We start from the raw sequence: 7628 nt of genomic DNA on the forward strand, positions 1-7628 counted from the left end.
CATGAGAACGCGTGCAGTTGTGGTGGGGCTGGCCGTGCTGGCGGTCGTGGGGCTGGGGGCGTGTGCGCCGGAGGAGAGTTCGTCCGGGTCCTCGACGCCGTCGGGCGCGGATGCGTGTGCGAAGGACAAGCTGGCGGTGAAGACGGCCGGCACGCTGACGGTCGGCACCGACAAGCCGGCGTACGAACCGTGGTTCAACGGCAACGACCCGAGCAACGGCAAGGGGTACGAGTCCGCGGTCACCTATGCGGTGGCGAAGAAGCTCGGGTTCGAACAGGCCGCGGTGAAGTGGCAGACCGTGCAGTTCAACACCGCGTTCGCGCCCGGCCCGAAGGCGTTCGACCTGGACGTCAACCAGGTGTCGATCTCCGAGGACCGCCGCAAGGCCGTCGACTTTTCCTCCGGGTACTACGACGTACGCCAGACCGTGATCACCACCGAAGGCAGCAAGATCGCCAACGCCAAGTCCGTCGCCGAGCTCGCCGATGCGAAGCTCGGGGCTCAGGTAGGTACGACGAGTTACACCGCGCTGCGCGACCAGGTGAAGCCCAAGCAGAAGCCGGCCGTGTTCGACACCAACGACCTGGCCGTGCAGGCGCTCAAGAACAAGCAGATCGACGGCATCGTCGTGGACCTGCCGACCGCGTTCTACATGACCGCGGCGCAGCTCGACAACGGCAAGATCGTCGGGCAGTTGCCGGCCGGCGGGCAGGCGGAGCAGTTCGGGTTCGTGCTCGAGAAGAACTCGAAGCTGACCGGTTGCGTCACGCAAGCGGTCGACGCGCTCAAGTCCGACGGCACCCTGGCGAACCTGCAGAAGCAGTACCTGACCGAGTCCGGCGCGCCCGAAATCTCGTGAGTACCTGGCAACCATCGGAGCTGCAGCGCGAGCGGATCGCGTACCGGCGCAGGCAGGCGCGGCGATCGACCGTGATCGCGCTGGTCAGCTCGGTGATCCTGCTCGCGCTGGTTGTCGTGGGCATCGGTTCCACGCCGGGCTGGCCGCGGGTCCGGGCGACGTTCTTCGACGTCCATCGCGGCTGGGAGGCGTTGCCGGTCGTTGCCGAGGGCCTCTGGCTGAACGTCCGCGTGATGCTGGTCTGCGCGGTGCTGATCGTGGTGTTCGGGCTGACGCTGGCGATCATGCGGACGTCGCGGGGACCGATCTTCTTCCCGCTGCGGGCGTTCGCGGCCGCCTACACGGACGTGTTCCGCGGCCTGCCCTTGCTGCTGGTGATCTTCCTGCTCGGCTTCGGCGTACCGGCCCTGCAGTTGCGCGGGTTGCCGAACCAGGCGGTGATCTGGGGCGGAGCGGCCCTCGTCCTGACCTACTCGTCGTACGTCGCGGAGGTGTTCCGGGCCGGTATCGAGTCGGTGCATCCGTCGCAGCGGGCGGCGGCGCGATCACTCGGACTGAGTTATCGACAGACGTTGCGCTTCGTCGTCCTTCCCCAGGCGGTACGGCGAGTGCTGCCGCCGCTGCTGAACGACTTCGTGAGCCTGCAGAAGGATTCCGGGCTGATCGCGGTACTCGGTGTCATCGACGCGATCCGGGCCGCGCAACTGGAGACGGCGGAGGACTTCAACTTCACGCCGTACGTCGTCGCAGGGCTGCTGTTCGTCGCGCTGACGATCCCGCTGACGCGCCTGACCGATTACGTCGCGCGCCGGCAGGGCTGGTACGGCGGGGGAGGCGGACCGGTATGAGTTTGCCCAAGAATCTGCTCAGTCTCCGCGGTGTGCGGAAGGCGTACGGCGACAACGTCGTACTGGACGGGATGGATCTGGAGGTCGCGGCGGGGGAGTGCGTCGTACTGATCGGGGCCTCGGGGTCCGGGAAGTCGACGCTGCTGCGCTGCGTGAACCTCCTGGAGACGGTCGACGACGGCGTGATCGAGCTGGCCGGCGCGGACATCACGGATCCGCGCGTCGACGCGGACAAGGTGCGGTCCGGGATCGGGATCGTGTTCCAGGCGTACAACCTGTTCCCGCACCTGACCGTGCTCGACAACATCACGCTGGCGCCGATCCGGGTGCACCGGGTGCCACGGGATGCGGCGCGCGCCCGGGCGATGGAGATGCTGGAGCGCGTCGGCCTGGCGGACAAGGCGTCGGCCAAGCCGGACGAGCTGTCCGGCGGTCAACAGCAGCGGGCCGCGATCGCCCGCGCGATGGTGAACTCGCCGCAGCTGATGCTGCTCGACGAAGTCACGTCGGCGCTCGACCCCGAACTCGTCGGCGAGGTCCTCGACCTGCTCCGCGAGCTGAAGTCCGAGGGGATGACGATGCTCGTCTGCACCCACGAAATGGCCTTCGCCCGCGACGTCGCCGACCAGGTCTGCTTCCTGCACCACGGCCGGCCGCTCGAGATCGGCCCACCCGCCCAGGTCCTGGACGCTCCCCGCGAGGCCCGCACGCAGGAGTTCCTGCGACGGGTCAGCGGGACGACAGGTAAGTGAGGACCGCTATCACGCGGCGGTTGTCGTCCTCGGACGGGGGCAGGTCGAGCTTCGAGAAGATGTTGTTCGTGTGCTTGCTGACGGCCTTCTCGGTGACGAACAGGGCGGCGGCGATCGCGGCGTTCGAGCGGCCTTCGGCCATCAGGCCGAGGACCTCGGACTCGCGCGGCGTGAGCCGGCCGATCGGTTCGTCGCGGGTGTTCCGGGCCAGCAGCTGACCGATCACGTCCGGATCCATCGCAGTCCCGCCGGCCGCGACCCGGCGTACGGCATCGAGGAAGTCGGCGACGTTCGACACCCGGTCCTTGAGCAGGTACCCGACACCGCCTCCGCCGCCGGTCAGCAGCTCCCGCGCGTACAGCTGCTCGACGTACTGCGAGAGCACCAGGATCGGCAGCCCCGGGACCTGGCTGCGGGCCTCGATCGCGGCCCGCAGGCCCTCGTCGGTGAAGGTCGGTGGCAGCCGTACGTCGACCACTGCGACGTCCGGCCGGTGTTCCACGAGCGCGGGCACCAGACGAGGACCGTTGTCGACCGCCTCGACGACCTCGAAGTCGTGCGCCTCCAGCAGGCGGATCAGGCCGTCCCGGAGGAGGGCGTGGTCTTCAGCGATGAGGACTCGCAAGGCAGCTCCATGATCACGGTGGTCGGCCCGGCGCTCGGGCTCACCACGGTCAACGTACCGTCGAAGGCGGCCAGCCGCCGCTCGATACCGTACAGACCGCCGCCGGGCCGGATCACGGCACCTCCGACACCGTCGTCGCCGACGATCATGTGCAGCTTCTCGTCCTCGTGGGTGATCTGGATCCAGGCGGTGGTCGCCGCCGAGTACTTCACCGCGTTCGCGAGGCATTCGGCGATCGCGAAGTACGCCGCGGACTCGACCGGCGCCGGCGGACGGCCGGGTACGTCGAAGGTGACGTCGACCTTGAACGGGCAGGACATCGCGAGCGCCTTGACCGCGCCGTCCAGACCGCGGTCGGCGAGCACCGGCGGGTGGATCCCGCGGACCAGATCGCGCAGCTCGGACAACGCCGTACTCGCCGACTCGCGGGCCTCGGTCAGCAGGGCAGCCGCCTGGGCCGGGTCACGCGCCACCATCTCCTCGGCCATGCCGAGGTTCATGCTCAGCGCGGCCAGCCGGGCCTGGGCGCCGTCGTGCAGGTCGCGCTCGATCCGGCGCAGCTCGGCCGCCTGGGTGTCGACGGTCTCCGCCCGCGACTCGGCCAGCTCGCGGACCCGCATCGCCAGCTTGGCGCTCTCGGTCGGGCCGAGCAGTGAGCGGGCCACGAACGCGTTCGCCTTCAGCAGCCGCTCGCCGGCGGCGTTCCAGATTATGAATGCCAGCAGCGCGACCGGCATCAGCAGGAAGCTGGTCCAGAAGTTCACCGTGAACAACCCGCCGAACGGCTCGGTGAACACACCCTCCGGCGTGACGCCGACGAGCAGCGGGTAGACCAGATAGAACAGTGTGGCCAGGAAGAGAACGGCACTCAGCAGGCACAGTGTGAATCCGATCACCGCGTTCACCAGCAGCCAGACGATGTCCCGCCAGGTCTGCGGATCGGTCAGGATCGTCCGCAGCCGCATCAGCATGCCGGGCATCGGAGGCTTCTTGTACGGGCGCGGGATCCGCTCACCGAGGAAGCCGGCCAGCAGCGTGCGGTGGCAGTTCGCGAACCACCGCGCGGCCGGTACGACGACGAGCAGCAACGGGATCCCGACCCACACGGCGATCAGCGGGACGGAGACCACGCTGAGCACGAACAGAGCGATGCCCAGCTCGGCCAGGATCGCGAGGAACAGCGCGATCCACGGCTGCGCAAGCTTCGGGTAGCGCATCGGAGGCGCGTCAGTCGTGGCAACGGTGCTCATCCACGTCCTCGCTTCGCTCCGGGCGCGGATGAGACACGAGATGCGCTGTGCCTTCTGATGAACTCACTGCGTTCGTCCATGCCTCCATCATGACCGAGCGTGAGATCTCTCGCAGTGGTGTTATCCCCACTGCCTCTTGGGGTCTGACTCCACAGCCGATTCGGGTAGTAACTCTCATGCTTTCGGAGGTTAGGGCGACGAGGCTTGATGCACTACGCTGGCCGCGGCTGTACGCCTAGGCCTTCCCCCGCTACTGAGACGAGGACCTGATGGCACAGCCTGTCGCGTCACCTGCTGCTACCCGCCGTTCCGATTTCTCCCCACTGTTACGGGAGATCAAGGCTGCCGGCCTGCTGGAGCGCCGTACGGCGGCGTACGCGATGGCGATCGGGATCAACGCGGTTCTGCTCGGTCTGACGTGGGCGGCCGTCGCTGTGATCGGCAGCTCGTGGTGGGCACTGCTGCTGGCGCTCCCGATGGGGATCCTGACCACCCGCGCGGCGTTCTTCGGGCACGACGCGGGGCACCAGCAGATCGCCAGCTCGCGCAAGTTGCACGACTGGATCGGGATGCTGCACGGGAACCTCCTGCTCGGCATGAGCTATGGCTGGTGGAACGACAAGCACAACCGGCACCACGCCAACCCGAACCACACCGACAAGGACCCGGACGTCGGCGAGGGCGTTCTGGTCTGGACCCTCGAGCAGGCTGAAGGCCGCAAGGGTCTCGAAGGCTGGCTGAGCCGTAACCAGGCGCGGATCTTCTTCCCGCTGCTCACCCTGGAGGGCTTCAACCTCAAGGTGTCGAGCATCCGCTTCCTGCTCGCCCGCCGCCGTACGGAGAAGGTCGAGCTCGGCCTGATGGCCGCGCACCTGGTGCTGTATTTCACCGCGCTGTTCCTGATCCTGTCGCCGGGCCAGGCGGTCGTCTTCGCGCTCGTCCACCACATGATCTTCGGGCTGCACCTCGGCAGCGTGTTCGCGCCGAACCACAAGGGCATGGAGATGCCCGACGACGACAGCAACTGGGGCCACCTGGAGAAGCAGGTGCTCACCTCACGCAACGTGAACGGCGGTCTGGTCACCGACTGGATGATGGGCGGACTCAACTACCAGATCGAGCACCACCTCTTCCCGAGCATGCCGCGCGCCAACCTCCGCTTCGCCCAGCCGATCGTGCGCAAGTACTGCGAGAGCATCGACATGCCCTACGTTTCAACGAGCCTCATCGAGTCGTACCGTTTAGGGCTGCGCCACATGCACGACGTCGGCGAGGAACTCCGCGCGACCGCGTAGCAGTCCTCAGATGGTGATGACGGCCTTGCCGCGGACCTGCCCGGACGCGAGATGGCGCATGGCTTCCGGGACGCGGTCGAGCGGGTACGTCCGGTCGATGCTCGGCTTCAGCTGACCGGCCTCGAGGAGCTCGTTGAGCCGCTCGAGGTCGCCGGCCCGCACCTGGGCGACGAACCAGGCCAGCCGCTGGCCGACGAACGGCGACAGCATCAGCGCCCGGAGGGACCGGTTCATGCCGCCGGTCAGATCGCCGCCGTCCTCACCGCCGACGAGCACCGCGGTGCCCTTGGGTGTGAGCGCGCGGAGCAGCCGGGACAACTTGGGGTTCCCGGCGATGTCGAGGACCAGGTCGTAGTGGTGGGTGCCGTCGGCGTAGTCGTCGCGGGTGTAGTCGAGGACCCGGTCGGCGCCCCGGGAGCGCACGAGGTCCAGCTTCGCTGTGCTCGCCACGCCGGTGACCTCCGCGCCGAAGGCCTTGGCCAGTTGTACGGCGTAGCTGCCGACACCCCCGGACGCGCCGATGATCAGCACCCGCTGCCCTGCCTCGATCCGGCCGTGGTCGGTCAACGCCTGCAGTGCGGTCCCTGCTGAGATCGGCACCACAGCTGCCTGCTCGAACGACAGGTCCTTCGGCTTGTGGGCCAGCTTGTCCTCGACAGCCACGGCGTACTCCGCGAACGCGCCGCGGCCAACGCCGTACACCTCGTCGCCGACGGCGAACCCGGTCACCGCGGGACCGACGGCCTCGACCGTTCCGGCGAGGTCACGCCCCGGCACCCTGTCCTTCGGGTGGCGGAAGCCGAGGCCCACGATCCGCATCAGGTACGGCTTGCCGGTCATCAGGTGCCAGGTGCCGCGATCCAGCCCCGCGGCGTGCACCCGGACCAGGACCTCGTTGGCGGTGATCTGCGGACGGGCGATGCGTTCGTGGCGCAGTACGCCGGCGTCGCCGTACGAGTCCTGCACGATCGCGCGCATCGAAGCGGCAGCTGCCGGCCTCCCGCCGGGGGTGGTGGCATCCGATGCCTGGCTTCCTGCCGCTGTGCTCGTCATGACTGTCCTCGTGTCGGGTCGTCGTACTTAGTACGAGAAGCTACAGTACAAAGTACGAAAGCACTATGGCTCGGCTGGAGTGAGATGACTGAACAGACGGACGACAGCCCTGGCGAACGGCCCCGGCTCAGCCGGGAACGCGTCCTGTGGGCTGCCGTCGCGGTGGCTGACGCCGGTGGAATCGACTCCCTGACGATCCGCTCGCTGTCGCAGAGCCTGGGTGCGAAGCCGATGTCGGTCTACTACTACGTCGCCAACAAGGACGAGATCCTCGACGGCATCGTCGACCTCGTGTTCAGCGAGATCGAGCTACCCGAGCCCGGCGGCGACTGGCGTACGGAGATCCGCCGGCGAGCGGACTCGGCGCGCCGGGTGCTGCGGGCCCATCCCTGGGCGATCGGGCTGATGGAGTCGCGCACGAGTCCCGGGCCGGCGACTCTGCGACACCACGACGCGGTCATCGCCACCCTCCGGGCCGCCGGTTTCTCCCAGGCGTTGACGGCTCACGCCTACGCGATGCTCGACAGCTACACATACGGCTTCGCGCTCCAGGAAGCCGGTCTGCCCTTCGAGGGCTCGGACACCGTCGCCGACGTCGCCGAGCCGATCATGGAACGATTCTCGACCGGCGAGTACCCCCACCTCGTTGAGATGGCCACCGACTACTACCTACGCCCCGGCTACGACTTCGGCGACGAGTTCACCTGGGGCCTAGACCTGATCCTCGACGCCCTCACAACCCGAGCAACCACAACCCCCTAACCGACCCCGCGCCACCGTCACAGTTCCTGGTGCACGCAACTCGGGGTGTGTCAAAGGCGTGTCGGTCGGCGCGTGCCGGTCGAGGGCGTAGCCGGTCACTAGGGCACCATCCTTGCTGTGGGCACCGATATGGTGCTTGCTGTTGGGACTCGGCGGGAGCCGGGGTGACGGTCTAGGTCGGTCG

The 7628-nt window shown here is 68.0% G+C and carries 8 protein-coding genes; 5 read left to right on the top strand and 3 right to left on the bottom strand.

Going from position 1 to position 7628, the window contains the following annotated elements; all coding sequences use genetic code 11:
• The first annotated feature begins 1 nt into the window (after nucleotide 1).
• Genes EV651_RS27560 through EV651_RS27570 form a run of 3 tightly spaced genes read left to right on the top strand, consistent with a single transcriptional unit; the run spans nucleotide 2 to nucleotide 2459 of the window.
• Nucleotides 2–859 carry an ABC transporter substrate-binding protein gene (locus EV651_RS27560; RefSeq protein WP_133788148.1) on the top strand — a complete coding sequence of 286 codons (858 nt, stop codon included), beginning with the start codon at nucleotides 2–4 and terminating at the stop codon, nucleotides 857–859.
• Nucleotides 856–1707, top strand: a complete 852-nt coding sequence (locus EV651_RS27565; protein ID WP_133788149.1) for an amino acid ABC transporter permease — start codon at nucleotides 856–858, stop codon at nucleotides 1705–1707. The genes EV651_RS27560 and EV651_RS27565 overlap by 4 nt, the downstream gene beginning before the upstream one ends.
• Complete coding sequence (locus EV651_RS27570) at nucleotides 1704–2459, top strand: amino acid ABC transporter ATP-binding protein (RefSeq protein WP_133788150.1); 756 nt, start codon at nucleotides 1704–1706, stop codon at nucleotides 2457–2459. The genes EV651_RS27565 and EV651_RS27570 overlap by 4 nt, the downstream gene beginning before the upstream one ends.
• Here the strand turns inward: EV651_RS27570 and EV651_RS27575 are convergent.
• Nucleotides 2437–3084, bottom strand: coding sequence for a response regulator transcription factor (locus EV651_RS27575; RefSeq protein ID WP_133788151.1), 648 nt, complete (start codon nucleotides 3082–3084; stop codon nucleotides 2437–2439). The genes EV651_RS27570 and EV651_RS27575 overlap by 23 nt on opposite strands.
• On the bottom strand, nucleotides 3036–4334 hold the full coding sequence (locus tag EV651_RS27580) for a sensor histidine kinase (RefSeq protein ID WP_133788152.1): 1299 nt from the start codon (nucleotides 4332–4334) through the stop codon (nucleotides 3036–3038). Before EV651_RS27580 ends, EV651_RS27575 begins: the two co-directional genes overlap by 49 nt.
• A 269-nt stretch (nucleotides 4335–4603) precedes the next feature.
• Here EV651_RS27580 and EV651_RS27585 point away from each other — a divergent pair, with 269 nt between their 5' ends.
• Complete coding sequence (locus tag EV651_RS27585) at nucleotides 4604–5629, top strand: acyl-CoA desaturase (RefSeq protein WP_133788153.1); 1026 nt, start codon at nucleotides 4604–4606, stop codon at nucleotides 5627–5629.
• Nucleotides 5630–5635: 6 nt separating this feature from the next.
• Here the strand turns inward: EV651_RS27585 and EV651_RS27590 are convergent, their stop codons facing one another.
• Nucleotides 5636–6682, bottom strand: a complete 1047-nt coding sequence (locus EV651_RS27590) for an NAD(P)-dependent alcohol dehydrogenase (protein ID WP_238157227.1) — start codon at nucleotides 6680–6682, stop codon at nucleotides 5636–5638.
• 84 nt (nucleotides 6683–6766) lie between these two features.
• Between EV651_RS27590 and EV651_RS27595 the strand changes: the two genes are divergently transcribed.
• On the top strand, nucleotides 6767–7444 hold the full coding sequence (locus EV651_RS27595) for a TetR/AcrR family transcriptional regulator C-terminal domain-containing protein (protein ID WP_133788154.1): 678 nt from the start codon (nucleotides 6767–6769) through the stop codon (nucleotides 7442–7444).
• The last annotated feature ends 184 nt before the right edge of the window (nucleotides 7445–7628 follow it).

The sequence above is a fragment of the Kribbella sp. VKM Ac-2571 genome, assembly GCF_004362255.1.
GTDB classification, from domain to species: domain Bacteria; phylum Actinomycetota; class Actinomycetes; order Propionibacteriales; family Kribbellaceae; genus Kribbella; species Kribbella pratensis.

Bases quoted from the DNA above. Each gene is read 5' to 3' on its own strand.
- EV651_RS27590 (WP_238157227.1), bottom strand. From the start codon at position 6,682: ATGACGAGCACAGCGGCAGGAAGCCAGGCATCGGATGCCACCACCCCC.
- EV651_RS27580 (WP_133788152.1), bottom strand. From the start codon at position 4,334: ATGAGCACCGTTGCCACGACTGACGCGCCTCCGATGCGCTACCCGAAG.
- EV651_RS27595 (WP_133788154.1), top strand. From the start codon at position 6,767: ATGACTGAACAGACGGACGACAGCCCTGGCGAACGGCCCCGGCTCAGC.
- EV651_RS27570 (WP_133788150.1), top strand. From the start codon at position 1,704: ATGAGTTTGCCCAAGAATCTGCTCAGTCTCCGCGGTGTGCGGAAGGCG.
- EV651_RS27560 (WP_133788148.1), top strand. From the start codon at position 2: ATGAGAACGCGTGCAGTTGTGGTGGGGCTGGCCGTGCTGGCGGTCGTG.
- EV651_RS27585 (WP_133788153.1), top strand. From the start codon at position 4,604: ATGGCACAGCCTGTCGCGTCACCTGCTGCTACCCGCCGTTCCGATTTC.